The 25,688-nt window shown below is 74.2% G+C and carries 19 protein-coding genes; 12 read left to right on the top strand and 7 right to left on the bottom strand.

What is annotated here, in order from left to right:
* Positions 1-5: 5 nt before the first annotated feature.
* Genes F603_RS0112170 through F603_RS0112155 form a run of 4 tightly spaced genes read left to right on the top strand, consistent with a single transcriptional unit; the run spans position 6 to position 4,214 of the window.
* Positions 6-953 (top strand): ABC transporter permease, encoded by a 948-nt coding sequence (locus F603_RS0112170; protein ID WP_019546282.1) that lies wholly within the window; start codon positions 6-8, stop codon positions 951-953.
* The gene (locus F603_RS0112165) at positions 950-1,825 is read left to right on the top strand and encodes an ABC transporter permease subunit (RefSeq protein ID WP_019546281.1); all 876 of its coding nucleotides are present in this window, start codon (positions 950-952) and stop codon (positions 1,823-1,825) included. The genes F603_RS0112170 and F603_RS0112165 overlap by 4 nt, the downstream gene beginning before the upstream one ends.
* A complete protein-coding gene (locus tag F603_RS0112160; RefSeq protein ID WP_019546280.1) occupies positions 1,825-3,420 on the top strand; it encodes an ABC transporter ATP-binding protein in 1,596 nt (531 codons plus the stop codon). Before F603_RS0112165 ends, F603_RS0112160 begins: the two co-directional genes overlap by 1 nt.
* An 8-nt stretch (positions 3,421-3,428) precedes the next feature.
* Complete coding sequence (locus tag F603_RS0112155; RefSeq protein ID WP_019546279.1) at positions 3,429-4,214, top strand: class I SAM-dependent methyltransferase; 786 nt, start codon at positions 3,429-3,431, stop codon at positions 4,212-4,214.
* A gap of 108 nt (positions 4,215-4,322) precedes the next feature.
* Here the strand turns inward: F603_RS0112155 and F603_RS32000 are convergent, their stop codons facing one another.
* Complete coding sequence (locus F603_RS32000; protein ID WP_019546278.1) at positions 4,323-4,811, bottom strand: anthrone oxygenase family protein; 489 nt, start codon at positions 4,809-4,811, stop codon at positions 4,323-4,325.
* The gene (locus tag F603_RS31995) at positions 4,808-6,064 is read right to left on the bottom strand and encodes an erythromycin esterase family protein (protein WP_019546277.1); all 1,257 of its coding nucleotides are present in this window, start codon (positions 6,062-6,064) and stop codon (positions 4,808-4,810) included. Before F603_RS31995 ends, F603_RS32000 begins: the two co-directional genes overlap by 4 nt.
* Before the next feature lie 100 nt (positions 6,065-6,164).
* On the opposite strand from F603_RS31995, the gene F603_RS0112140 reads away from it, so the two are divergent.
* Positions 6,165-6,749 carry a TetR/AcrR family transcriptional regulator gene (locus tag F603_RS0112140; protein ID WP_019546276.1) on the top strand — a complete coding sequence of 195 codons (585 nt, stop codon included), beginning with the start codon at positions 6,165-6,167 and terminating at the stop codon, positions 6,747-6,749.
* Between the two features lie 60 nt (positions 6,750-6,809).
* Here F603_RS0112140 and F603_RS0112135 read toward each other — a convergent pair whose 3' ends face one another.
* Positions 6,810-8,339, bottom strand: coding sequence for an MFS transporter (locus tag F603_RS0112135; RefSeq protein ID WP_019546275.1), 1,530 nt, complete (start codon positions 8,337-8,339; stop codon positions 6,810-6,812).
* A 191-nt stretch (positions 8,340-8,530) separates the two neighbouring features.
* Positions 8,531-9,394 (bottom strand): SAM-dependent methyltransferase, encoded by an 864-nt coding sequence (locus tag F603_RS0112130; RefSeq protein ID WP_019546274.1) that lies wholly within the window; start codon positions 9,392-9,394, stop codon positions 8,531-8,533.
* Between the two features lie 168 nt (positions 9,395-9,562).
* Here F603_RS0112130 and F603_RS36230 point away from each other — a divergent pair, with 168 nt between their 5' ends.
* The 3 genes from F603_RS36230 (at position 9,563) to F603_RS0112115 (ending at position 13,815) form a co-directional block, all read left to right on the top strand.
* Positions 9,563-11,740 (top strand): serine/threonine-protein kinase, encoded by a 2,178-nt coding sequence (locus F603_RS36230; protein WP_019546273.1) that lies wholly within the window; start codon positions 9,563-9,565, stop codon positions 11,738-11,740.
* A gap of 36 nt (positions 11,741-11,776) precedes the next feature.
* Positions 11,777-12,505: an alpha/beta fold hydrolase gene (locus F603_RS0112120; RefSeq protein ID WP_019546272.1), complete on the top strand. Its 729-nt coding sequence runs from the start codon at positions 11,777-11,779 to the stop codon at positions 12,503-12,505.
* Positions 12,506-13,314: 809 nt separating this feature from the next.
* Complete coding sequence (locus F603_RS0112115) at positions 13,315-13,815, top strand: hypothetical protein (protein WP_026328349.1); 501 nt, start codon at positions 13,315-13,317, stop codon at positions 13,813-13,815.
* Between the two features lie 109 nt (positions 13,816-13,924).
* Here F603_RS0112115 and F603_RS0112110 read toward each other — a convergent pair whose 3' ends face one another.
* Complete coding sequence (locus tag F603_RS0112110) at positions 13,925-15,877, bottom strand: N-acetylmuramoyl-L-alanine amidase (protein ID WP_019546271.1); 1,953 nt, start codon at positions 15,875-15,877, stop codon at positions 13,925-13,927.
* Between the two features lie 406 nt (positions 15,878-16,283).
* Positions 16,284-17,492, bottom strand: a complete 1,209-nt coding sequence (locus F603_RS31990) for an aminoglycoside phosphotransferase family protein (RefSeq protein WP_026328348.1) — start codon at positions 17,490-17,492, stop codon at positions 16,284-16,286.
* Positions 17,493-18,203: 711 nt separating this feature from the next.
* Here F603_RS31990 and F603_RS0112100 point away from each other — a divergent pair.
* On the top strand, positions 18,204-19,703 hold the full coding sequence (locus tag F603_RS0112100) for a DNA-binding protein NsdB (RefSeq protein WP_019546269.1): 1,500 nt from the start codon (positions 18,204-18,206) through the stop codon (positions 19,701-19,703).
* A gap of 52 nt (positions 19,704-19,755) precedes the next feature.
* Here the strand turns inward: F603_RS0112100 and F603_RS0112095 are convergent, their stop codons facing one another.
* Positions 19,756-21,264: a PP2C family protein-serine/threonine phosphatase gene (locus F603_RS0112095; protein WP_019546268.1), complete on the bottom strand. Its 1,509-nt coding sequence runs from the start codon at positions 21,262-21,264 to the stop codon at positions 19,756-19,758.
* A gap of 344 nt (positions 21,265-21,608) precedes the next feature.
* On the opposite strand from F603_RS0112095, the gene F603_RS0112090 reads away from it, so the two are divergent.
* From F603_RS0112090 to F603_RS0112080, 3 genes are all read left to right on the top strand, one after another.
* Entirely contained in the window at positions 21,609-23,084 is a 1,476-nt protein-coding gene (locus tag F603_RS0112090) for a hypothetical protein (protein ID WP_019546267.1), read from the top strand.
* Positions 23,085-23,240: 156 nt separating this feature from the next.
* Positions 23,241-24,743, top strand: coding sequence for a hypothetical protein (locus tag F603_RS0112085; RefSeq protein ID WP_019546266.1), 1,503 nt, complete (start codon positions 23,241-23,243; stop codon positions 24,741-24,743).
* Between the two features lie 62 nt (positions 24,744-24,805).
* A complete protein-coding gene (locus F603_RS0112080) occupies positions 24,806-25,687 on the top strand; it encodes a hypothetical protein (RefSeq protein WP_019546265.1) in 882 nt (293 codons plus the stop codon).
* The last annotated feature ends 1 nt before the right edge of the window (position 25,688 follow it).

Below are 25,688 nucleotides of genomic sequence, written 5' to 3'. Positions count from 1 at the left end.
CCCACATGATCCGCTACCTGCTGCGCCGCCTGGGACTCGCGGCGGTCCAACTCGGCGTGCTCGCCGTGCTGGTCTTCGCGCTGACCTCGCTGCTCCCCGGCGATGCCGCCGCCGTCCGCTTCAACGAGCAGGCAGGGCTCGGCCAGATCACCGAGCTGCGCGCCCAACTCGGCCTGGACCGGCCGCTGATCGAGCGCTTCGCCGACTGGGCGGGCGGGCTCCTCACGGGCGACCTCGGCACCTCCCTGATGAGCGGCGAGCCCGTCACCGGGGTCATCGCGGGATCGCTGGGCGCCACGGCGGTCCTCGCAGGCGCCACCCTCGTCCTCGTCCTGCCGCTCTCCCTCGTCCTGGGGCTCGCCGCGGGCCTGCGCGAGGGCACGCGCCTCGACCGCGCGGTCTCCGCCGTCGTCCTCGTCCTCAACGGCATCCCCGACTTCGTCCTCGCGCTGGCGCTCGTCGCCCTCTTCGGGCTCCAGTTGGGCTGGCTCCCCGCCACCTGGGTCGGGACCGACGGCACCGACCTCCTGCTCCGGCCTGCCCTGCTCGTGCTGCCCGTCACCGTGCTGCTGGCACGCACCGTGTGCCTGCTGGCGCGGCAGGTGCGCGCCGGGACCGTGGCCGCGCTGCACGCCGGATACGTCGTCCAGGCGCGCAGGCTCGGCGTCCCGCGCAGGGCCGTCGTCCTCAGGCACGCGCTGCCCAACGTCGCGCTGCCCGGTGTCCAGGAACTCGCCCGCACCGGCGACCACCTGCTCGGCGGCGTCCTGATCGTGGAGGCCGTCTTCGCCGTCCCCGGCACGGCGACGGTGATGATCGACGCGGTGCGGGGGCGCGACGTACCCGTCATCCAGTCGGTCATCCTGCTGCTCGCCGCCGTCGCGCTCGCCCTCAACCTCGCCGCCGACCTGCTCTGCCACCGCCTCGCCCCGCGCTCGGAGGCGGCACGGTGAGCGCCGCGACGACCGCAGCCGCCCGGCGTCCGCGCCGTGCCCTCCCCGCCGCCGGCGGCCTCCTGCTGCTCGGAGTCCCCGTGCTGACCGCCGTGTTCGGGCCGCTCCTCGCACCGGCGCTCACGGGACCGGAGGGCGCGCCCTACATCCTCGGCGACGGACATCCGCTGGGCACCGACGGCATGGGCCGCGACGTTCTCGGGCTGCTGCTCCGCGGCGGGCGCAGCGCCCTCGGCGTCGCGACCGGCGCCGTACTGCTCGCCTACGTGCTCGGCGGCGTGCTGGGGCTCGTCGCGGCGACGACGCGGCACCGGTGGCTCGAAGAGGTGCTGCTGCGCCCCGTGGAGGTGCTGCTGCCCCTGCCGTCGCTGCTGGTGATCAGCGTGGTCGCGGTGTGGTGGCGCGGCAGTCCGCTCGCTGTGGCGCTCGCCGTCGCCGTCGTCAACGTGCCAGCCGTGGCCCGTCTCGTGCGCGCGGCTGCGCTCAGCGCGGCGGGCAGCCCGGTGGCGGAGGCGATGCGGTTGCAGGGGGAGTCGCGTCTGCGCATCACGGGCGGCTACGTCGGGCGGGCGGTGCTCCCCGCCGCGGCGGCGGACGCCGGGAACCGCGTCACCACGGCCGTCTTCACCGTCGCCGCGGCGAACTTCCTCGGCCTCGGCATGGAGCCGACCGCGCCCGACTGGGCCGTCACCGTCGCCGGCGGCCGGGAGGGGCTGCTGGTGCAGCCGCTGGCCGTGTGCGCGCCCGCGGCGATGCTCGTGATGTTCACCGTCGGTCTGAATCTTTCGGCCGACGCCTGGCTGCGCCGTACGGGTCTGTCCGGACGGGACGCCGCCGGGCCGCCGGCCGACGCCGCAGGGAAGGGGGCGTGATGAGTGGCGAAGTGGTCGTCCGGGCAAGGGGGTTGACGGCACGTGCCGGGGACGCCGTGCTCGTGGACAGGGTGGACCTCGACGTTGCGGCCGGCGCGGTGACGGCGCTCGTCGGCCCGTCCGGCAGCGGTAAGACGACCACGGCGCTCGCCCTCCTCGGCGAGTCCGAGCCCGGTGTCCGGCTCGCCGGCTCCGTCCTCGTCGCGGGCCACGAGGTCGTCGCCGACGGGGGCGCCGCCGGCGTGCTGGGCGGGACCGTCGCCTACATGCCGCAGCACCCCGCCGCCACCCTCAACCCTGCCCGCAGGGTCGGCGCGGTGCTCGCCGAACTCGCCCGGCTGCACGCTCCCAAGGCCGCTGCCGACCGCTCCGCCGCGCGGCACGAGGCCCGCGCGGCGGCGGCCCGCGCCCTGCGACGCGCCCAACTGCCCGACGACCGCGGCACGTTGCGCCGATTCCCGCACCAGTTCTCCGGCGGTCAGCGTCAACGACTCGCGCTCGCCCAGGTGTTGGCCTGCCGACCGCGCGCCGTCATCCTGGACGAGCCGGGCACCGGGCTCGACCCGGCCACCCGCCTCGCCGTCGCCTCCGAGCTCACCGCGCTCGCCGACGACGGCATCGCCGTGCTGCTGCTCAGCCACGACCACGCCCTCGTCGGGCGGCTCGCGCAACACGTGGTCAGGTTGGAGGAGGGCAGCGTCACGGCGGAGGGCCCTCCCGCCGAAGTCCTGCCGGGCCGCCGCTCATTCGCCGTCGGCCCGACGCTCCCGCAGCAACCCCGGCCGGTCGACGTACGGCATTCGGAGCCCCGTCCCGCGGTCCTGGAGACGCAGGGACTGACGGCGTGGCTGCGCCCGGGCCGGCGCGACGCGGTCCTGCACGACGTGGCGTTGCAGCTCAACCCGGCCGAGTGCCTCGGTGTGGCCGGCCGCTCCGGCAGTGGCAAGACCACGCTGGCGCGGTGCGTGGCCGGGCTCCACGAGCGCCAGGACGGCGGGGTCCTGCTCGACGGCCGCCCGCTGCCGCTGCTGCGCGACCGCTCGACGGAGCAGCGGCGCCGCGTGCAGTACGTCTGGCAGGAGGTGCGCGGCTCCTTCGACGAGCGCCGCACCGTGCTCGACCAAGTGGCCCGCACCGCCGTCCGGTTGCGCGGTCTCGACCGCGACCGCGCGACCGAGGAGGCAGCGGCGCTCCTCGCCCGCCTGGACGTCGCAGAGGAGACGGCAGCCCGACCGCCGGCCTCCCTCTCCGGCGGCCAGTTGCAGCGCGCTGCGCTGGCGCGCGCCCTGCTCGCGGAACCGGACGTCCTGCTCTGCGACGAGATCACCAGCGCGCTCGACGAGCATGCGGCCGGCCTGGTCACACGCGAACTGGCCCGCGCCCGCGAGGAGCGCGGGGCCGCCGTGGTGTGGATCGGGCACGACATCCCGCTGCTGGGCGCGGTGGCCGACCGCGTCGTCGTGCTGGAGGGGGGACGCGTCGCCGAGCGCGGTGAGGCGAGCGAGGTGCTGGCGTCACCGCGCACCGACGCGACCCGGCAGTTGCTCGGCGCCGACCCCGCGGCGCAGCAGATTCTGACAGCAACCGACACCTGAGGAGAGAGATGACCGACACAGCCGACAGGGCCGACTGGACTGCGTGGCAGGGGAGTTGGGACCGGCAGCAGGAGTGGTACATGCCCGACCGCGAGGAGCGGTTCCGGGCCATGCTCGACGCCGTCGAGGCGACCGCGGGGCGCGAACCGGTCGTCCTCGACCTCGCCTGCGGCACCGGGACGATCACCGACCGGTTGCTGCGCCGCCTCCCCGAAGCGACCGCCACCGGCGTCGACCTGGACCCGGCGCTCCTCACCATCGCCGAGGGCCACTTCGCCGACGACCGACGCGTCCGCTTCGTCACCGCCGACCTCACGGAACCGCAGTGGACGGACGCCCTTCCGCACCGCGGCTACGACGCCGTGGTCACCGCCACCGCGCTCCACTGGCTCGACGCGGACCAACTGCGCGTGCTCTACGCCCAGTTGCCCGGCCTGCTGCGCGACGGCGGGGTCTTCCTCAACGCCGACCACATGCGGGACGAGTCCGCGCCCCGGCTCAACGCCGCGCTCGACGCCTTCGACGAGCAGCGCAAGGAACGCGCGCGGTCCGCAGGCGCGCAGGACTGGGCGGCCTGGTGGAGCGCCGTCGCGGAGGACCCTGCCCTGGCCGACGCCGCACACCGCCGCTTCGCCCTCTTCGACGACCCACGGGTCCCCTCCACCCGACGCGCCCGCGCCCACCGCCCCACGGCGACGAGCTGGCACCTCGACGCCCTCCGCGACGCCGGGTTCTCCGAGGCACGCCAACTCTGGTGCGGGGCCCGGGACGCCCTCGTCGCCGCAGTGCGCTGAACCGGCGGCGGGGCTCAGCAGCGACGGTGCGAGCCCCGCCCCTTCGCGCATCCGCGAAAGTGCGTCGCGGGCCGGGTCGTGCGCCAACGGACCTCGGCCGCAGGGACGTTACGAGCTTCGCCCCGCCGTGGCCCGGTCGGCTGCCAGGACGGCCAGGACGAGAGCCCCGGCTGCCGCGGCGAAGCGGATGTCGTGGAACAGGCTCCAAGTGTCCAGTCGCGCCTGGTGGTCGGCGGGGACGTCGCCGGCGGCCCACCTCCTGATCTCGCCGTTGATCGGGACGTTGCCGAACCGGGTGACGAGGAGGGAGGCGCCCGCCAGGCCGGCGGCTCCGGCGGCGGAGAGCCGGGCGGCGCCTCTCGTCGTCGCAGCCGACCAGAGGCCGGCGGCCGTCGCGACCGAACCCAGCAGCGGCATGGCGGCGCCGTTCCTTTCCATCAGTCGGACCCGGTAGGCCAGGTGGACGTCGAGCGGGACGTCGTCGAAGGTCGGTGCCTCCACGGCCCAGCCGTAGAGGAACGCGCCGGCCAGCAGTCCCGTCGACACGAGCGCGACGGAGGTGGCGACGCGCGCGTGGGTGCTCCGTTGTGCGGTCACAGCCGTGCGCCTCTCTCGTCGGACGGGTGACTGTCGTCGGCCCGCGGGGGATCGGTGGTCAGCCGCGGCAGGTAGGCCACGGCGTCCAGCGCGTCGAACACCGGCAGCTCGAGGAACTCGTCCTGCGCACGGAACTTGCGGAAGCGTGCGGCGTCCTCGGCGTCCGCCGCTCGCAGGTCTGCGACGGTCAGGGCCGCGGTGTCGCCGAACGCCGCCTCGATGCTGTCGGGTTGGGGAGGAGGCAGGGCACGCTCGAAGAGGCGGAGCCCACTGGGGGCGTCGGGGTCGTAGGGCTCGGAGACGACGTGACCCCGTCCGCCCGTCGCCGCGATCGCGAGGTAGCCGTCGCCCAACTCCCTGCGCAGGTGGTATCCGGCGGGGAAGAGCCCCGAGGGCCCGTCGTGCGCGACCGGCGCGGTGCGCAGGTGGACGTTGTGGAGTGCGAGGACGATCTTCGAGTCGGGTGTGCGGGCGAGAATCCGGAGCACCGACTCGGCGATGAACGCGTCGAGCGAGGCCGAGCCGAGCGCCAACCCCCGTCCGGACACGTCGCGTTGGAGGTGGTCGACGAGCCAGGCGCCGCGCAGCACGGCCATGGCCTCGTCCTGCCGCGCAACGGTGCTCTCCAGCCGGGCGAGGAGGCGGCTCAGGGCCGCGGTGAGCGCGTCCCGGACGGAGTCGTCGAGTGCCTGGTAGCGGGTGAAGGAGTGGAGCGGGTTCTCGGTGTGGAAGGTCTCCGCAGCGGCGAGTGCGCGGTCCAGCAGCGGGAGCGCGTCCGGGTCGCTGCCGCTCAGGATGGCGCGGAGCCTGACCAGTTCGGGCAGCGGCGAGGTGCCGCCGTCGCCGGCGAGCGTTCCGGCGAAGCGCACCGGGCGCTCCGCCGTCGCGTTGTGCTCCCGCATCCACGAGAGCGCGTCGTGCACGGCGGGGGAGCGGGCCAGCGCCATGGCGGGCGAGCCGGTCAGTTCGGCGAGGTCCCCGGGGCCGCCGCACACCCACGCGTCGAGTGCCTCGGAGGCGAGATACGGCGCCTCGAAGGCGTACACGTCGAAGCCGCACCTCTCGACGAGGAAGCGCAGCAGACGGTGGCGGAGCAGGGCGAACTCGCGGACGTGGTGGGCGCTTTCGCCGAGCGCGACCACGCGGGCGTCACCGATCAACGGGCGCAGCGGTGCGAGGTCGTCGAGCGGCGCAGCCGGGTCGATCGTCCCGGCCCTGAACGCTTGCTCCCGTACCCACTGTGATAACTCCACCAGAACCCCCCGGCGCCTTGTGTGCGGCAGAAATTTGACGTGGTTGTCAAAGTTAGGGGAATCCTTACAGGGTTGTCAATCTTTGCTAGGGTGGCCGACGATGTCCGAACCGAAGGGCGGCGGGGCACCCCGCCGCCGCGCCGACGCCCTGCGGAGCCGCGCGTCGGTGCTTTCCGCCGCCGTACACGTCCTCGCGGGAAGGCCCGAAGCAGGGCTCGACGACATCGCCAAGGCGGCGGGCGTGAGCAGGCAGACGGTGTACGCGCACTTCGGCTCGAGGGAGAAGCTGCTGGACGCGGTGCTCGACCACGTCACCGCCGAGGTCGTCGCCGCCATGGACGCCTCGGCGGCGGAAGCGGAGTCGGCCGAGGCCGCTCTGCTGCGGTCGCTGGAGGCGAGCCGGCGACTGGCCGACCGGCAGCCGCTGCTGCGGGACCGACCGCTCAGCTCGGAGCGGTCGCGGGAGCTGCACCGCCCGATCGTCGAGCGGCTCTCCGAGATCGTCCGACGCGGACAGGGCAGCGGCGAGTTCGGGGACCAGCTCCCGGCCGCCTGGCTCGTCGAGGCGATCATCGCGCTCGCGCACACCGCGGCGGAACAGACCGCCGCGGACCGTATGACGGCCGAGGAGGCCGAGTCCGCCCTCAGTGGCAGCCTCTTGCGACTGCTGCGCCCGGAGCCGTAGGAGCCGCTCGCACCACAACGGCAGCCGCCCGCACCCGAGTCGGACTCCGCGCGAGCCGGTTCAGCTCTCCGCCCGCTGCCCGCCCGCCTCCGTCTCCGGCCCGAGCGTCGGCGTCTGCTCGTACGGGCGGCCCCTGCGGTACAGCACGACGGAGACGAGGAAGCCGGCGACGAAGAAGCAGCCCGCCGTGGTGTAGGCGGTCTGGTAGCTGTGCAGGTTGGCGCGGACCGCGAGGTTCGGCTCGCCCGCGTGCGCCTTGGCGAAGCGGGAGGCCGAGGTCGTCGCCATCGTGTTGAAGAACGCGGTGCCGATCGACCCGCCGACCTGCTGCATGGTGTTGACGGTCGCCGAAGCCACGCCCTGGTCGCGGGCGGCGACGCCGAGCGTCGCGAGGCTCATCGCCGGCGGCATCACCAGGCCGATGCCGAACCCGAGGACGAGCAGGGGCGCCAGGACGTGCGGTACGTAGCTGCTGTGCGCGTCGAGCATCGTCAACAGGACCATGCCGCCGGTGGCGAGACCCATCCCGGTCGGCACCGTCGCCTTCGGACCGACGTAGGGGACGAGGATGTTGGTGGAGAGCTGAGCGGTCGCCATCAGCATGCCGACCATCGGCAGGAAGGCGAGCCCGGTGCGGACCGGGGTGTACTCCATCACCGTCTGCAGGTAGTAGGTGAGGAAGAGGAAGACGCCGAACATGCCGGCTCCGGCGATGAAGACGCTGAGGAAGGAGCCGGTGCGGTTGCGGTCGGCGACGACGCGCGGCGGGAGGAGCGGATGGGGCGCACCCCGCTCCCAGAATCCGAAGGCGCCCAGCAGCACGCCGGCCGCGATGAGGAAGACCCAGCACATCCAGTTGCTCCAGCCGTGCGTCTCGGCGTTGGAGAAGCCGTAGACGACGCAGAAGAGCCCGACGCCGACGAGCGCCGCGCCCGGCAGGTCGAGGCGGGGTCGCTGGGCGGGCGCGCGGCTGCGGAGGAAGGCCAGCGCGCCGACGACGGCGAGCACGGCGATGACATCGTTGACGTACAGCGTCCAGCGCCAGCTCAGGTGCTCGGTGAGGAGGCCGCCGAGGAGCAGCCCGATGGCGCCCCCCGAGCCCGCGATGGCGCCGAAGACCCCGAAGGCCCTGGCGCGTTCGACGGGGTCGGTGAAGGTCGTGGTGAGCAGCGAGAGAGCCGAGGGTGCGAGGACGGCGCCGAACATCCCCTGGAGGGCACGCGCGCTGATGAGCATCGTGAAGCTGTGCGCCGTACCGCCGATGGCGGAGGCGCACGCGAACCCGATGAGGCCGACGATGAACGTACGCCGCCGTCCGAAGAGGTCGGCGAGGCGCCCGCCGAGCAGCAGCAGGCTCCCGAAGGCGAGCGAATACGCAGTGATCACCCACTGCCGCCCGTCGTTGCCGAAGCCGAGCGAGCGCTGCGCCGAGGGCAGTGCGATGTTCACGATCGTCGCGTCGAGGACGACCATGAGCTGCGCCAGTCCGATCACGGCCAGCGCCCACCACCGGTGCGGAACGTTCCCTTCGGGTGCGGACTGCTGCTGCGGGCGGCCTCCGCCGCGCGGAGCGGCGTGACGAGGCGTCATCCGGACCTCCTCGCGTGCGGCGCCCGCACCGCAGAGCGCGGAACCGGCACGGCTACGGGGCTACCTGCGGACCACGGGGCCGCGGGACGTCTGCTGGGCAGACGCCCCGGTATGCCCCGTATGTCCGACGACGGTAGTCCGGCACGCGACCGACCGCGACCGCAACAGCCGCCGGGCCACCCGGTGCGGTGTCAGGCCGGGCGGCGCAGGAGCAACTGGTAGTAGTCGAGGTGGTCCCGGCAGTACGCACGGAACGGCGCGACCAGTTCCGCCGTGTGCTCGACGGCCTCGGCGCCGTACAGCTCCGTCATCTCCTGCCTGCGGTCCTGAAAGACGGCGTGCATCAGCTCGCCGGCGAGCGCGACATTGCTCGTCCGGTTCCACACCCGCACCAGCTCGAGACCGGACTCCCGGACCTCGGCGAGGAGCGTGTCGAAGGCGGTCGGTGCCGGGCTGCTCCACAGCCGCCGGTACGCGTCCACCAGTTCGGGCGGCGGGGTGCTGCGGTCGGTGAAGTCGGTCGCGACCAGCCGGCCGCCGGGGCGCAGCACGCGAGCCGCCTCGCGCAGCGCTGCGGCGCGGTCCGTGAGATGGGGGAAGCAGTCGATCGACCAGGCCGCGTCGAAGGAGCCGTCGGGCAGCGCCAGGTCCATGGCGTTGCCGTGCGCGAACCTGACCCGCCCGGCGACGTCCGCGTCCTGCGCCCGCTCCTCGCACTGCGCCAACTGCTCGGCGCTGACGGTGACTCCGGTGACCCGCGCCCCGCTGCGCAGCGCCAACTCCACCGCGGGGCCGCCCGTCCCGCAGCCGATGTCGAGGAGATGGTCCCGGGGGCCGAGCGACAGGATCTCGATGAGTGAGTCCGTCTGGCGGTCCTGCGCGGCGTCGGAGAGCGCGACCAGGTCGGTGACGGGCGCCGGGGCCTCGTCCGGCACGTACATGCCGATGTGCACGGCGCTGCTGCCGAGGAGCATGGAGAGCATCTCCCCGTGCGTGTCGTACATCGCGCCGACCTCTTCCGGGGTCGGGCCGTCCCGCCGTGGTCGCACCGCCATGGGTCCCCCTCCGCGCGCAATTGCGCTTCTTCGACGCTAACGGGCCGCGACGCCCGCCGAAAGGCCGCCGTCCGTCCCCGGATCGGGCGGCCATACCCAGTGGACGCGCGTCGCGCCATACTGTGGACGGGGAGGGCATTCGGCCGACGACGGGGGCGACAGCTACACATGGGGGAGAGCGCGCTGATCCAGGGCCGGTACCGGCTGCTCGATCTGATCGGCCGCGGCGGCATGGGCGAGGTGTGGCGGGCACGGGACGAGTCGCTGGGGCGGCACGTCGCCGTCAAGTGCCTCAAGCCGCTCTCCGCACCGGGCGAGGGATCGGACGGCGGGCCGTTCATGCCGGTGCTGAGGGAGCGGTTCCGCCGCGAGGCGCGCGTCGCCGCGGGGCTCCAGCACCGCGGGGTGACGGTCGTCCACGACTTCGGCGAGCACCAGGGCCTGCTCTACCTCGTCATGGAGCTGCTCGACGGCGCCAACCTGGGGCGGCTTCTCGCCGACTCCGGCGCCGCGCTGCCCGTCGACGAAGTGCTGCGGGTCGCCGAGCAGGTCGCCGAGGCGCTCGCCTACACGCACGAGCAGGGCGTCGTGCACCGCGACCTGAAGCCGGCGAACGTCGTCAGGACCTCCGACGGCACCGTGAAGATCTGCGACTTCGGCATCGCGCGGATCGGCCACGAGATCGGCCTCACCGGCAAGCTGACCGGCTCGCGCATGGCGATGGGCACCCCGCACTACATGTCTCCCGAGCAGATCGCGGGGCACCCCGTCGACCGCCGCAGCGACCTGTACTCCTTCGGGTGCGTGCTCTACGAAGTCGCCACGGGCCGACCCCCGTTCGACTACGAGGACGCCTGGTCCGTCCTGGTCGGCCACCGCGACACGGCCCCCCGCGCGCCCCGCGAGGTGCGACCCGAACTCCCCGAACCGCTCGCGGAGGCGATCCTCGCCCTCCTCGCCAAGGACCCGGCGCACCGCCCCTCCGACGCCGCCCACCTCGCCGCCCCTCTCGCGCGGGCGCGCACCAGGGGCGCGCCTCAGCCGCCGCCCGCCTGGTCGCACGGCATCGGCGCCGGTTCGCCCGCCGGCCGCGGCGCCGACCGCCAGGCGACGCCGCCGCACGTCGCCGCCCTCACCGGTCGATGGACGGGCCTCACAGGCCCGTTCGAGCCGACTCCGGCGCCGCAGCCACCGCCGGCCGACGACCCGGCGACGCCCATGCTGCTGCGCAGCCGCCACAGCGCCGCCGTCCGCCTCGGGCGCGAAGGGCGCTGGCCCGAGGCGCTCCAGGCGCACCGCGACGTCGCGGCCGCTCGGGGGCAGGCGCTCGGCCCGAGCCATCCCGAGACGCTCGGCAGCCGGTACGAAACCGCATTCGCCCTCAACCGCCTCGGCCGCCACCCGGAGGCCCTTCGCGAGTACGAACTCGTCGCCGCAGCCCGCACGGCGCAGCTCGGTGCCGGGCATCCGGACACCCTCGCCGCGCAGCAGGAGGCGGCGTACGTGCTCGGCCGCCTCGGCCGCCACGAGGCCGCGCACCAGATCTACGCCCAGGTGCTCGCCGTACGCCGCGCGACGGCGGGCGAGGACCACCCCGACACCCTGCGCTGCCGCCACAACCTCGCCTTCACCCTCGGCCGCCTCGACCGGAGGGAGGAGGCGTACCGCGAGGCCGCCGCGGTGGCCGAGGCACGCGCCGAGGTGCTCGGCCCCACGCACCCGGACACCCTCACCAGCCGCTACGAAGTCGGTTACGCGCTCGGCAGGTTGGGGCGCTGGGAGGAGGCGCTCGGCGTCTACCGCGCGCTCACCGCGGCTCGGGCCCGCGTCCTCGGACCCGAGCACCCCGACACCCTTGACGCGCGTTATGAGACCGGCATCAGCCTCGGCCGGCTCGGGCGCGCCGAGGAGGCGCTCGACCTCTTCCGCGCGCTCGCCGAAGCGCGCGGGCGCACGCAGGGCCCGGAGGACCCCGAGACGCTCCGCGCCCGGCACGGCTACGGCGTCAACCTCGGCAGGCTCGGCCGCTGGGACGAGGCCCTCGGCGAGGCGCGCGATGTCGGCGCCGTCCGTGAGCGCGTGCTCGGGCCCGAGCACCCGGACGCCCTCGCGAGCCGCCGCGAAGTGGCCGTCGGGCTCGGCTGGTTGGGCCGCTGGCAGGAGGCCCTCGAGGTGTACGAGCAGGTCGCGGCCGCGCGGCAGCGGACCCTCGGCGCCGCGCACCCGGAGACGCTCACCAGCCGCAGCGACCTCGCCCACTGCCTCGCGCAGTTGGGCCGCACCGCCGAGGCGGCGGAGGCGCTGCGCCGCTCCACCGGCAGCGCGGCGTACGGTGCGGCCCGCTGACTCCACGCCCTGCCGTGCGGGGAGTACGGTCGCGCCATGACGGACACGTCGAACGCACCGACAACGACGAACTCCGAGACCCGCTCCGTCCAGGCGGGACGCGTGCAGCTCGCGTACCGCACCTGGGGCGGAGGCGAGGGCACGCCGGTCGTCCTCCTCCATGCGCTCGGGGAGGACGGAGAGGACTGGCGCGGGCCGCTCCTCTCCCATCTCTCCGCCGAACACCGCCTGTACGCACCTGACTTGACAGGGCACGGGGCGAGCGACTGGCCGGGCACGTACGGCCTGGAGCAGCAGCGCGACGACCTCGCTGCCTTCCTCGACGCGCTCGCGCTCGACCGCGTCGTCCTCGTCGGCCATTCGTACGGCTCGATCCTCGCCTACCTGCTCGCGCAGGAACAGCCGTCCCGCGTCGTACGGTTGGTCCTGGAGGAGCCCGCCCCGCTGCGTCCGCTCGCGGTCCCGCTGGAGGTGCCGGAGCGGCCCGCCGGCCGGCTCCTCTTCGACTGGGAGGTGAAGGTTCAGTTCACGCAGGAACGGAACTCGCCCAAGCCGGACTGGTGGGAGCGGCTCGCCGACATCACCTCGCCCGCGCTTCTCGTCGCCGGCGGCCCGGAGAGCCACCTCGCGCAGCGGGACATGGAGCTGATGGCGGAGCGGATGCCCGACGCCAGGACGGTGACGGTCGAGGGCGGCGGCCACCTCGTCCACGAGGAGCGGCCCCGCGAGTTCGCGGCGACCGTGGGGGCGTTCCTCGCCGAGTGACCGGACCGGCAGGCCGGTGCACGGTCGGCCGGGCCGGTGCACGGCTCGGCCGGCTGCGCGCCGTGCGGGTCAACTGGCGAGTGGCGCAGGGCGGTTCGGGCGTCGAGACGTCGGCTCGCCCTCGGGGGCGCGACAGCCTGTCGGTGGCCTGACCGGACTACCCCCGGGAAGCCGCGTAGAGGGATCGGCGAGCGTCGCCCGGTCGTATGCGCGCCGCTTCGTCCGGGCTCGGCCTCAGCAGGGCGGCATCTCCTCTCGGACGACCGCCACCGGTTCGAGTGGTGGGTACCGGACCGGAACGACCCGCGCGGCTTCTCCTCTCCCGAGTGCCGCCACCCGCCGCGGGACACGGCGTGGGCGGGAAGCACCCGCCGCACTTCGGTGCGGCGGCTGCCGCCACCCCGCCGCACCGTACAGCCCCCAGCACCGAGAACCCCGCGGCAGCCACCGCCGCGACCTCGGCCGCCTCGACGCCCGGAGCCGCACGGACACGGCACGGAGTGGTGCCCGTGCGCCTCGTGAACCGTGCCGTGCGCTGCCCGCATGTCCTCGGGAGCGGTCGTCGGTAGGGGAGCGAGACCTCCTACGCAGCCGGCCCGGGGCCCGTGCCGACCCGGCCCCGCGCTCCCGGCTCGACAGGGGGAGTGCGTACGGAAGTTGGCTTCGGCGGACCGACGAACACACCGGCTCCGGCCCCCTGCCTCCTCGTCGCTTCCCCCTCCACCGCGCCCGGCCCGACGTCACCGCCGGTGCTCTGGCGAGGGGAGGACCCGAGGTCGGCTTTCCGCGGCGCCACGTACCATGGCCGTATGTCGTTCCTCCGCCGTCGCAGTGCCGCAACGCCAGCCGGTCCGGATTTTGATGTCCTGGCCATGGACCCGACCGACTGGCCCGGCAACCTCGGCGCCGGCCTGCTCCCCGCACCCGACGGGAGCTGCCAAGGGGTCTTCCTGCGCTACGATCTCTTCGGCGGGCGCGGCCCCGCCATGGTGATCGGCAACCTCCCCGAGGGCTCGCCCGCCCGCGAGATCGAGGAGGGGGACGTGCCCTTCGAGGTCGCCCATCTGCTGGCGGCGCTGGAGAACGACGAGCCCGTCGAGGTGCTCCGCGTCGAGGAGGACCCCGTGATGCAGGGGGACAACCTCCTCATCGTCCGCCGCGTGGTCTGCTCCGAGGAGCGCATCTCCTGCGTGCAGTTCGACCGGAGCGACGGCGTCCTGGTGACGATCGCCAGTTGGGACCGCCCGATCACCAACGACCTCTACACGCTGCTCAAGCCCCTCCCGGCCGAGCTCTTCCAACAGCGCTGAGGCACCGCCGCAGGCGGACGTCCGGGCCAACGCTCCGTGTCACAAACGTACTTGGTGTGCTGAGAGCAGGCGGAGGCCCGGCGACTCCCGGCCGCCGGGCCCGCGCCTGCTACTTCGCCGAGCGGCCGAGGACGACGTCGTCCGCCTTCACGAACGCCACCCGGTGCCCCAACTGGATCTGGTAGTACGTGAGATCGCCGCGCACGACCCGGAACTTCTCGCCCTTCGGGTCGAAATCCTTCGCCCAGAGGTACTCACCTCGCACCTCACGCCCCGGCGTCGCGTACTTCTGCCCCGCGGAGAGCTTGTACGGCAGCGGGGAGAGCTTCTGTGCGGGGATGCCCTCCGGGTACGCGGACTCCTCCGGGTACGCGACGCCGTAGACGGGCACCTCTCCCGCGCCCTTCTTCGGCGTGACCGTCCTGCCGCGAGCCGGTACCGCCGTGGGGTGCTTCGCGGGGTTGTGGAACCAGGCCTTGGCTCCGAGGTACCAGATCGCCGTCCACTCGCCCTGCCGCCCGGCGACCGCGAACTGCTGGCCCGTGGTGGCACGGGCGCCCGTGTCGTTGACGTCCTTCGTCGCGGGGGTGCCGTCGGGGCGCAGCCCTGCGTCGTTGACGAGCGGGGAGTCCGCGCTCGGGCGGGTGTGGAGGCGCACGGCGGACGAGCCGTGCTCCGGGCACGCCTTCTTCGAGCCGGCGTGCTCGCTCGTGGCCTCCGACCCCTCGCAACCGGTGTACTCCGGACGGTTCCGGGCGTACTCGGGCGCGATGGTCACCAGCCCGGCGTGCCGGCTCCCGTGCGGCTCGAACGGGGCACCGAGCAGCGCGAAGTAGCGCTGCCAGTCCCAGTAGGGGCCCGGGTCGGTGTGCATGCCGGGGATGCCGGAGGTCGTGGTGGCGGGGACGTTGTCGTGGCCGACGATGTGCTGGCGGTCGAGCGGGACGTCGTACCTGTGGGCGAGGTAGCGGACGAGGCGGGCCGAGGAGCGGTACATCGCCTCCGTGTACCAGGCGTCGGGGTCGGTGAGGAAACCCTCGTGCTCGATGCCGACGGACTTGGCGTTCATGTACCAGTTGCCCGCGTGCCAGGCGGTGTCGCGGTTGCGGACGTGCTGCGCGATGTGCCCGTCGGAGGAGCGCAGCGTGTAGTTCCAGGAGACGTACTGCGGGTCCTTGACGAGTTTCAGCGTCCCCTCGTAGGTCGCCTCGGTGTCGTGGACGACGATGTGGTCGATCCTGTGCGAGGAGGGGCGGCGGGAAGTGTCGTGGTTGCCGTAGTCCTGGGTGCCGTCGTCGCCCTCGTACTCCTCGTACGGGGCGGGATACCACTCGCAGTCGGCGCTCGACGGGCACTCGGCGCCGCCCGCGCGCCCCGCGGCGGCGGACGGAGCGCGGAGTTGGGGGTGCGAACGCAGCGTGACCTTCGCACCGGTGTCGGTGGTGCGCTCCTCGCCCGCGCGCACCACGTCGAAGACGTCGCGGGCGAAGGCGGTGGCGCTCGGCTTCGCGCCGCCCGACGGGTAGGACGCCACCGCCTCGAACCAGGCCGCCGGGTCCGCGTCGGCGGGCTTGCCGAGGCGCTTCTGCGCGTCGGCGAGCAGTGCGGCGCCGCCTCGGAGGTTCGCCTCGGGCGTGGTACGGAGCTCCGTGGCGGAGAGGCCGGTGAGCTGTGCGGCACGGGGCAACGTCCGCAGCCGGGCGGGGAGTTCGGCAGCGGCGGGGGCGGCGCTCGCCGCGGTGGTGCGTGCGCTGCGCGAGGGGTCGCCGCGGGGGTCCTCCGCGTGGCCGTGGCCGGGTGCGGTGGAGGTCGCAAGGGCCTTGCGGGCGTCCGTGAGGTGCATGGGCCCGTAGCCGCCGGAGACGCTCGGCGCTCCGGCGTGCGCGTCCCACCGGGACTGGAGGTACGAGACGCCGAGGAGTACGTCGACGGGGACGTCGTACTCCTCGGCGGCGCGCTCGAACTGCCGCTGAAGCGCGTCCGGCCCGCTCTCCTCCGCACCTGCCGGCGCCCCGGCGGAGAGCAGCGGCACCACCAGCGCCGCAGACGCGAGGCACACCACCGCGGCGCTTGCTCTCCGGCGCCTGCGGCCACCGGGCGGAGCGGACGGCCGCGCCGGCGCGTGCGCGGGAAGAGCGGCGGACTCGGACGGCGGGCGATCCGACAACGGCTCCGGCAAGACGGCCTCCTCGGACGGTGCGCCGCGGGCTCACGGCGCGAGCAGACCACAGGGGTATCGGCTGCCCGACGATCCGTCAATCACCCTGCAGCGGAGCGGACACCGCACGTCAGCCCCGCCGCGGACGCCCCGTCGGCGGTGTCGGCGCGCGGGCCTGCGGGGCGCCAGAGGACTGGACCGCTGACGCCCGGACGGACGTCCGCCGAACCTCGGCGGACGCCACCCGTACGAACTACTCCGGTAAGCCGACGAGTTCGCCCTGCCCCTCGCGGGAAGGAGCCCGGCGCGCTCAGCGCGTCCCGACGGCGGCGCGCACCGCGTTCCGTGCGAGGGCGCAGTCGTCGTGGAGCCGACGCAGGAGCAGACGCTGCCGCTCGCCCGCCGACATCCCCGCCGCCCCGGGCTCCACCGCGGGCGGCTCCGCCGGCGTCGGGCCCCGCATCGTGCGCTGGACGGCGTTCTCGTAGGCGCGGATCTCGCCCATGAGCACCACCATGAGGTTGATCAGGAAGGAGTCCCGTGCCACCGGGCCCTGGGACTGGGCGAGTTGGCTGATCTGCCGCCGCACCTCGGGGGCTTCGCCGAGGACCGCCCAGAGGGTGGCGAGGTCGTAGCCGGGGAGGTACCAGCCGGCGTGCTCCCAGTCCACGAGGGAGGTGCCCGTCGGGGAGAGGAGGGTGTTGGTCGGGAGCGCGTCGCCGTGGCAGAACTGCTGGGGGAGGCTGTGGCCGCCGCCCGCCTGGGCGACCCCGTGCAAGAGCTTCTTGAGGTCTCCGAAGTCGCGGTCGGTGAGGAGGCCGAGGCCGTGGTAGCGCGAGAGGCGCTGGAGGTAGTCGAGGGGCCGTTCGAAGGCCGACTTCGGTGGCTGCCACCTGTTGAGCCGCGCGAACGTACCGATCATCGCGTGGAGATCGGTACGCGACGGGGGCTCGAAGGGGTGCCGTCGCGCCGCCGGTACGCGTCCGGGCGCCCGCTCGATCACGAGGGTGCAGCTCTCGGGGTCGGCGGCGATCAGGCGCGGTGTGCGGGCCGGCGGGCGGTGGCGCACGAAGGCCCGGTAGACCGCTATTTCGTGCCGAAAACGGTCGGCCCAGGCGGAGTTGTCCTCCAGCAGGCACTTGGCCACCACAGGCGTGCGTCCCGCCGTCCCCGCGAGGAGCACCGTCCGCCCGCGGCGCCTGAGCATCTGCACCGGCTGGAAGTCGGGACAGATCCTCCGCACGGCCGCCACGGCGGCACGCAACTGCGCACCCTGCGGCCCGGAAAGGTCCACCCTGGCGCCGAGCGGCTGCGCCGCCGTGTACGGGCGCCGCGACCTGCGGCCCTGTGCGGCACCCGGCTGGGACTGCCCCGATACGCGCGGCGGCTCCGCGAGCGCCTGCCCGGGCGGCGGCACCTGCGATCTGCCGTGCGGGTGCGGACCCGAGTACAGCCCCCGCGCGGGGGATGCGGGGCGCTGCGGGGGTGGCACGCTCACGGGAGACAGTGCTGGGTACATGGGCGAGCAGGTTCCCTTCGTGCGCCGACGATCGACCGACGTGAACTGCGCCCCCGGCCCGGCGGCCCTCCGCCCCCTGGGGAGTGGCGGAGGACCCGCACCGGCGCGGCCGCACACGGCGCCGAGCGACCGCGGCGGTCCCGTACCCTCACCCCGTCGGCGCCCCTGTGACCTGCACCCTCGCTGAATCGGGCCGCCGCCGTGGCACGGTGCGGGGCCGAACTCCCCGGTGCCCGGCGCCGTTGGGACGGCGGCGGACCGCCTTCCGTACGACGTGTACCTACCGCCTGGGCGGCGGTACGGCCCGCCGCGCCCGAGACCGTTCGCCCTCGGACGTGTACGCGGACCTCTCCGGGACCTCCGCGGGTGCGGCGGTCTCCCTTCTCCGTGCGCTCCCGTCCGGTCGCCCTGCGGGGCGTACGGCCGGCTCCGTCCGTCGCGGAACCCGGCAACCGGGCTCCCCTCGGGGCGCTTCCGGGCGCACTCGGCGTTCCGCAAGTACCCGTGTGAGGTGAACTGGACGGGCTCCGAGCGGACTCGGAGCGGACCGGTCCGCCTCGCGAGGGACCGGGTCGGGGTGGCGCGTTCCTACACGACACCCGCGTACGGGTGGCACACCATCTGGCGAACCCTGGCGAAGCCTGGCGAATGCTCGCAGCCCCCTTCGGGCGGCCGCTACTGTCAACTCAGCCGAGATCCTGGGGGCTTGACGTGACCAAGGGACCGAACACCCGTCTCGCGGACCTCTTCGGCCTCGCCGGCTGGTCCAAGGGCGAACTCGCCCGGCTCGTGAACCGGCAGGCGGCGGCCCAAGGCCATCCGCAGCTGGCGACCGACACCTCGCGAGTGCGGCGCTGGATCGAGACGGGGGAGACCCCGCGCGAACCGGTGCCGAGAGTTCTGGCTTCCCTTTTCACCGAGCGTCTCGGCCGTGTCGTGACCATCGAGGACCTCGGGTTCGGCGGCCTCGGGAAGGCGGGTCGGCAGGAGTCGGCCGAGGACCTGCCCTGGCATCCGAAGCACACCGCGGAGGTCCTCACCGAATTCACGGGAATGGACCTCATGCTCAACCGACGCGGCTTGGTGGGTGCGGGCTCCGCACTCACGGCAGGAGCGGCACTCACCGGTGCCATGTACGACTGGTTGGCCGACCCGGCGCTGCCGGCGGACCACGGGGGTCACGCCCCGCACCAGATGGACCACGCGGCCCTCGACCGCTACGAGGCGGCGCCCGTCGGCGCCCAGGAGATCGAGGCGCTGGAACGCTCGGTGGAGGTCTTCCGGGCCTGGGACGCCTCGCGCGGCGGCGGCTTGCAGCGCAAGGCGGTCGTCGGCCAACTCAACGAGGTGGGCGGCATGTTGGCGTACCGCCACCCCGAGCAGCTCCAGCAGCGGCTCTGGGGGGTCGCGGCGAACCTCGCCGTCCTCGCCGGCTGGATGTCCCACGACGTCGGCCTGGAGCCGACGGCGCAGAAGTACTTCGTGATCGCGGCGCACGCGGCCCGAGAGGGCGGGGACCGCCCGCGTGCGGGCGAGGCGCTCTCGCGCGCCGCCCGCCAGATGGTCCACCTCGGACGTCCCGACGACGCGCTCGACCTGATGAAGCTCGCCAAGGCCGGCGCCGACGGCCGCACCCTTCCCCGCACCAGGGCGATGCTCGACACGATCGAGGCGTGGGCGCAGGCGTCCAAGGGCGAGGGCCAGGCGATGCGCCGAACGTTGGGCGCCGCCGAGGAGCTCTTCGCCTCCGACCGCGACGACATCCCGCAACCGACCTGGATGCAGATGTTCGACAAGGCGGACCTGCACGGTATGGAGGCGCTCGCCTACCGCACCCTCGCCGAGCACGAACCGCGGGCGGCGGAGAAGGCCGAGGAGCACGCCAAGCTCGCACTCGACCTGCGCCGCGACGAGCGCCAGCGCTCGAAGATCTTCGACTACCTCTCCATGGCCTCCGCGTGCTTCATCGCGGACGACCCCGAACAGGCCGACAACTACGCGCGGTTGGCGCTCCTCACCATCAACGAGAACTCCTCGCACCGCACCTGGGACAGGCTCCGCGAGATGTACCGCCTCACCGGGCGCTTCAGCGGCCACGGCACCGTCGAGGACCTCCGCGAGGAGATCGCGTCCACGCTGCCCCGCGGCCCCAAACCCGCACCGGACAAGGACAGGGGGGTCAAGGGGGCGAGGCGGCTCCGGGCCGTCTGACCACCGGGTCGGCGCAGCGGCCTCGTCCTGCGGGTGCGTCCGCAGCGAGTGCTCAGGCGCTCACTCGCGCGACCAACACGCAGGCGTCGTCCTCGCGCTCGTCGTCCTCGAACTCCTCGGCGACCGCACGTACGCACTCCTGCGCCGTGCGTGCCTCGGCGAACCGCGGCGCCAGCGCGAGGAGGCGTTCGGCGCCCGTGCCGCAGGCGTCGGGGCCGAGGCTCTCGCTGCGCGGTGCGAGCCCGTCGGTGTGGAGGATCAGGACGTCGCCCGGGGCGAGTTGCTCCGCCCGCTGCTCGTATGTCGCACCGGTGGCGACGCCGAGGAGGACGCCCTCGGGACGTTGGAGGGCCCGCCCCGTGCCGCCGCGGAAGAGCAGGGGCGCGGGGTGGCCGGCCTGCGCCCAGGCGAGGGTGCGCGTGGCCGGTTCGTAGCGGCAGCAGACAGCGCTGCCGAGCGCGGGCTGGGCGGCGGAGTCGAGTAACTGGTTGAGGTGGCCCATGAGCGCGCCGGGGCGCACCTTGGCGACGGCCATTCCGCGCACGGCGCCGAGGAGCAGCGCCATGCCGGACGTGGCCGCCACCCCGTGGCCCGTGAGATCGCCCGCGGTGAGCAGCGTGGCGCCGTCGGGGAGTTCCATGGCGTCGTACCAGTCGCCGCCGATCAGGGCTCGGGTGGCGGAGGGGAGGTAGCGGGCGGCGAGGTCGAGTGCGCCGTCCTGCTCCTCGTCGTCCTGCGGGAAGCGCACCGAGCCGCGCCACGGCGGGAGGACGGTCTCCTGGAGTTCGACGGCGAGGCGCCGCTCGGTCTGCGCGCGCTGGTGCTCCTGGCGGAGCTGCTCGCGGTGTTCCTCGGCCGCCCGCTCGGTGCGGCGGAGTCTGGTGACGTCCTTGACGACGGCCCACATCGAGGCCGTCGTGCCCTCCTCGGTGAGCACGGGCTCACCGAGGAGGTGGACGGTGCGCGTCGAGCCGTCGGGGCGTGCGATGCGGAACTCGTGGTCGACGGGCCTGCCGTCGACGAGGCAGGCGGTGAAGGCGGCGGCGAGCGCGGGCTGGTCGTCCTGGCGTACCCAGGAGGGGAGTTCGTCGAGGGAGAGGGGGCCGTCGGCCTCCGTGCGGCCGAAGATGCGGTAGAGCGCGGCGGACCAGTGCACCTCGTCGGTGAGCAGCTTCCACTCGGCGCTGCCCACGCGTCCCACCAGGTGGTCGGCGCTCTGCTCGTACGGCACGGTTTCGGGGGGCGCGGCGTCCTGGGAGTACGCGGCGTGCGGAGGGGCCTCGGGCGCGGGGGCCGCCGCCCGTGCCTCGTCGGCGAGGCCCTCGCGGAGCTGGTCGAGGTTGCCGCCCAGGTCCGCCAGTTGCTGGGCGGCGAGTTCGCAGAGCGCCCGCTGCCAGCGCGCGTCCACGCCCGAACCGCCTCGTCCTTCGACGGGTTCGGACTGCCGCCGCACGGCGTCGAGTTCGCCGCGCAGCCGCTGCGTCTGCGTGATGAGGGCGTCCAGACGACCGGGCTCGGACGGTTCGGAGCCCGGGGTGTCCGCATGGAGGTGGGGCGGCATATTGTCTCCCATACGGTGAGGGCAGTGACGACTCTCGCACAGCCGGCGACCGGCTGTAAGGGATTTGGCAACACCCGGTTCATCAGTGCACGCGGCATATGACGTGGCTCGGGCTCCCGGGGTTCCGGGTCCGCGCAGCGGGGGAACGCGGGTGCGGCCGGCGTGCGCGTTCGCGGTGCGCCCGCTCTCCGGTATCGGCCCTTCCGCCTTCTGCGGGTACCCTCCTGGGAACTCCGCCCGGCGGCGTCCGCCGGCCGGGGAGGAGTGAAACGATGCTGGTCGGCAAGGATGCCGCTCAGAAATCCCGTTGCCAGTCGAAGACCCCGCACCGGATGCTGACTCTTATGTTCGTCGATCCCGTCGATTCAGACATAGCGCCCAGCGGTACCCTGCTCGGCCTCCTCCAGCGAGGCCGCGGCGACGGGACGCTGCACGCGCTGGCGGCGCCCCGCGCCGAGGCGCTCGCCGCGCTGCGCCACTGCGTCGAGCACGACCCGCGCCCCGACTGGCAGTTGGAGAACCGCTCCCTTTACTACGCCAGACTCCACACCGACCTCGACGCGGGGGTCGACGACCTCGCCCGCCACCTCTTCCATCCCGACGACGCCCCCGCGGGGCACCCGGAGGGCGCAGGCGGCGAAGCCGTGCAGCACCGCACGGGACTCGCCCTCTCCGTCCTCGGCCACCTCACCTCCTACGGCGACGAGGCGGCCCTCGCCCTCCTGCGCCGGTACGCCACGACGGGCGCCAACTGGCAGTGGGCACTCGACGAGCTCGCCGTCCGCGACACCGACTCCGGCCTGCGACGCCTCGGCCCCGCCGTCCTCGCCCGCTTCCCGCTCGGTCCGGAGGGCGAGGCCCAACTCGCCGCCGCCGCGCGGGAGTCGTTCGAGCCGCGCCCCTGGCGCCTGTGGGCGGAGGACCCGCACCACCCGGCGCAGGCCGACCGGCTGCGCACCGTCCACGAGTACGGGGACTTCGCGCGCTGGCAGCGGCAGGTGGGCACGTCGGGGCCGCGTCCCGGCTGGAGCGTGGCCGAAGTCCTCGACTGGGCCCAGCAGGGCTGGGAGCAGCACCCGCCGCTCCAGCGGGAGGCCGCGGCGGCCCGCTGCCTGACGGCCGTCGCGGGCCCGGGCGACCGCGCACAGCTCCTCGCCGCGGCCGTCGGCGAGCGCGAGGCCGCACGCGGTGCGGCGCTCCGGCACCTCGCGGAACGCTCCGACCCGGCGGCGTTCGACCTCGTCGAGTACGCGGTGCGCGGCGGCCCGCCGTCAGTCGTCGAGCAGGCGCTCGCCGCCTTCGCGCGGATGCGCGGCGAGGCGGCGGTCGAGCAGGCGCGGCGCTGGCTCGCCGACGGGCGGCTCCCCGAAGCGCTGCGCGGCGTGGCCGCCGAGATGCTCGCCCGCCGCGGCGGGCCCCAGGACTCCGACGCGGTGCTCGGGGCGCTCCGCGCCGAGGTCCGGCGCACCGGGGTCAACGGGGGAGTGCTGGGTTCGCTCGTCGAGGGTGCCGGGCGGCTCGCGATCGCCTGCGCGGCGCCCGTCCTGCGCCACCTCTACCGCGAGACGGCCTCTTCCGAACTGCGCGGCCGTGCGGCGCGGTCCCTCGCGGCTACGGACCCGTCCTTCCCCGAGGGGTTCGCCGTCGAGTGCCTGTGGGACTGCGAGGAGTCGACCCGCGAGATCGGCGCGCAGCACGCCGCCACGAGGGACGCGCGCGTCGTGGAGCGGCTCCGCAACCTCGCCGCCGATCCGGCGGAGGAGGCCGGGGTGCAGGACGCGGTGCGCGGCAGGCTCGACGTCGACGCGGCCGGCTGCTGACCGCGCCCAGGGTCGCGGGAGGCGAGCGCGTGGCAACTCTGCGGCGATGCAGGGTGTTTGCCTCCGGAACCCGCTTCGTCCGTTCTGTCGGTCTCGTGATGCTGCGCCACCGTGCCGTTTCGATCGGTGTCGGTGGCAGCGCCTAATCTGTCCGTTGTGAGTGAGCGCCCTTTCCCGACCCTGCCGAACCCGGCCCCCGGCCCTGCAGCCGACGAGGGCCTCGCCCGCCGGCTGCGCGCGCTCGCCTGCACGGCCCCCCTGCACGACCTCGATGTCCGCAAGGCGAACCTCGCAGGCGAGTTCGGTGGATACGCCATGGCCGAGCTGGCGCTCTCCGCGATCGATCTCGTCACCCTCCAGATGGACTTCGACACCGGCGCCGACCACGAACAGGTCGTCGCCCGCCTGTTGGCGCGCGTCGCCGCCCAGGCGCCGGGCCGCGCCCAGGAGGAGCACGAGCGCGTCGCCCGGTGGGTGCTGGAGAACCTCGTCAACGTGGGCAGCGTCGACCGCGGCTTCCGCGCCGTCTACGGCACCTTCGACCCGGATGGCTCCTACGTCCGCAGGGATTACGACTTCAAGCTCATCGAAGAGGTCCCGGGCCCCGGCGGCGGCGTCTACCTCCGCACCACGGACGAGGCGGTCAACGTCCTCGTCGGCGCCCTCGACACCGACGTGACGAGCGCCCAGATAGCGGCCGAGGTGAAGCTGGAGGTCCTCGTCAACCGCGGCCGCCTCGCAGACGCCCAACTCGCCGCCGAGCAGGCCCGCTACCGCACCGTCCAGTACGCCGAGGCCCTCCGCCGCACCCTCGACGCGACGCGCCGCAACGTCCGCGCCGTCGACTGGCTCCGCACCGTCCCCGACATGATCACCGAAGCGCTCGACCACGTCGCCGACCGCTACCGCCACGAGAACGCCATCCTCACCAACATCCGCAGGGCGCGGGACGAGGCGGCGGCCGATCGCGGCCCGACGCACAAGCGGCAGGCGGCCGAGCTCGTCGACATCGTCAAGGACTGCATCCGCCGCCACACCCAGCTCCAGTCCCGGCTGCTGGAGGCCGGGCCGCTCTTCCGCGCGGAGCAGGACCGCCAGGCGTTCGCCCCGCCGCCGGCCCGCGCCGGCACCGACGTCTACGGCCAACTCCTGGCCCCCGTCCTCCCGTTGCCACTCGAGCAGGCGCACCGCGTCACGGACGCCTTCTTCGCGCGCGGCTCCGGGCTGCGCACCCCGGAGTGCGTCCGCCTCGGAGACCTCGTCGACCTTCTGCTGACGCCGCCGGTCCCGCGGGAGCACCTCGGCGCCGAGATGCCCGAGCCCGACCTCGTCGCCACCCCCGACGACAGCCGCTTCTCCGAAGAGCAGATGGAGGCGGCGCAGGACCTCCTCGACCTGCCGGCGGACGCCCCCCGACGGCTCTCCGGGCTCCTCGCGCAGGCCCGCAACCGCGACCCCGAACTCCCCTACCTCGTCGCCCTCCTGGCCGTGCACGCCGCGTCCCCACCGGTGGGCACGGCACACCGCCAGGGCGAGCGGCGGGTCCTCTTCGCCGTCGACGACGGCACCGAGCTGGAGGACCACGAGTTCGGCGGCGCCGACCTCATCATCGGCAGCGCCCTCCTCGACGCGGCCGCCGAGCCCGCCGCCTCCCCCTGACCGCGGCAGCCCGCTGCCAGCCCAGGCCGCGCACCGGCCACCACCAATCCGAGGACACACCCGTGCACGACGAGACCGAGCCCGACGACCGCCAGGCACCCGCGGAGGAGTCCGTCGCCGCCCCAGTGACCCCGGCCGACGCGGCCGACGCGGCCCGGCTCGTCTCGTTCGGGCTCCACCCCAAGCTCATCCCGGCCCGGGACGCCGAGTACACCGAACTCCTCCGCCGCTACCGCGACGAGCCCGCCTTCGCCCGGCTCGCCGACGCCGTCGCGACCGGCCTCGGCCTCGTCGTCCTGGAGGTCTCGACCCGCGCCGGCATGGCGCTCGCCGCCGACGAGGAGTCCGTCTTCGCCGTCCGCATGGGCGACTACGCGCGGCGCGCCAACTCCGACTCCGCGGACCGCTTCCTCCACGGCCTCGCCCACCTCGCGGTCGCCGCGATGGCGTTCCCCCGCCCCGAGGACCTCGCCGACGACGGCTACATCGGCCGCATCACCGTCAACGGCGTCGACAGCTTCGTCCGGCAGGCGTGCCGCAAGCTGGAGGAGCAGGCCGAGCAGGAGGGCGAGAACACCGATCCGGCCACCGACGCACCCGGTTTGGAGGCGGCCTGGCGCATCTACGCACGGCGTTCGGCGACGGGCGCCACCAAGGACTCCCGCCGCCTCGCCGGCTCCACCACCGGCATCATCGCCAAGGCCGTCGGCTTCCTCGTCGACTCCGGTTTCCTCCAGCGCACCGGCGACGACGCGGGCGGCACCTACCGCACGACGGCCCGCTACCAGCTCCAGGTCCGCGACATGGCGGGCAGCGCCGCCATGGCCGAGCTGCTGGAGCTCGGCGTCGTCCCCGTCTCCGACGGCACCGCGAGCCTGCTGCCGCCCCAGGAGGGCGAGGACCTCGACCTCGTCACCGAGGCCGGCCTCCCGTTCCACCGCTGAC

The organism is Streptomyces sulphureus DSM 40104, from assembly GCF_000381025.1.
Taxonomy (GTDB): Bacteria; Actinomycetota; Actinomycetes; order Streptomycetales; family Streptomycetaceae; genus Streptomyces; species Streptomyces sulphureus.
This window is presented reverse-complemented; position numbering and strand designations above follow the sequence as displayed.